The sequence below is a fragment of the Pseudomonas sp. AMR01 genome (genome assembly GCF_041946035.1).
Lineage (GTDB): Bacteria > Pseudomonadota > Gammaproteobacteria > Pseudomonadales > Pseudomonadaceae > Aquipseudomonas > Aquipseudomonas antarctica_B.
On record NZ_JAUTYR010000185.1, the window covers coordinates 1 to 516 of the forward strand.

General features: G+C 59.7%; 1 pseudogene. It reads left to right on the plus strand.

Going from position 1 to position 516, the window contains the following annotated elements:
- Window positions 1-516, plus strand: a pseudogene (locus Q7C20_RS27160) (arginine decarboxylase); the annotation flags it as partial.

The following is a 516-nucleotide window of genomic DNA, read 5'->3' on the forward strand; positions in this document are numbered from 1 at the left end:
TCAACCGCAACCACCGCGCCCTGGCCGACGAGCTCTCCGAGAAACTGGCCGACAAGTGCTTTGCCAACTTCTCCCTGTTCCAGTCCCTGCCGGATGCCTGGGGTATCGGTCAGGTGTTCCCCGTGATGCCGCTGACCGGGCTCGATCGTCCGCTCAGTCGTCGTGGCATCCTGATGGATATTACCTGTGACTCCGATGGTCAGGTTGAACACTACGTCGACGGTCTGGGGGTAGAGAGCACGCTGCCGATGCCGCAATATGAAGAGAACGAAGTGTGCTACGTCGGTTTCTTCCTGGTCGGTGCCTATCAGGAGATCCTGGGGGATCTGCACAACCTGTTCGGTGACACTCACTGCGCGGAAGTGTGTCTCGATGAAGAGGGCAAGATGGACATTCGCAATGTGGTGCGCGGCGATACCGTCGACCAGCTGCTGCGTTACGTCAACATCGACCCCTCCGTCATTCGCGAGAACTACCAGCGTATCGTCTCCCACCCGGCGCTGGATGACGCGACCC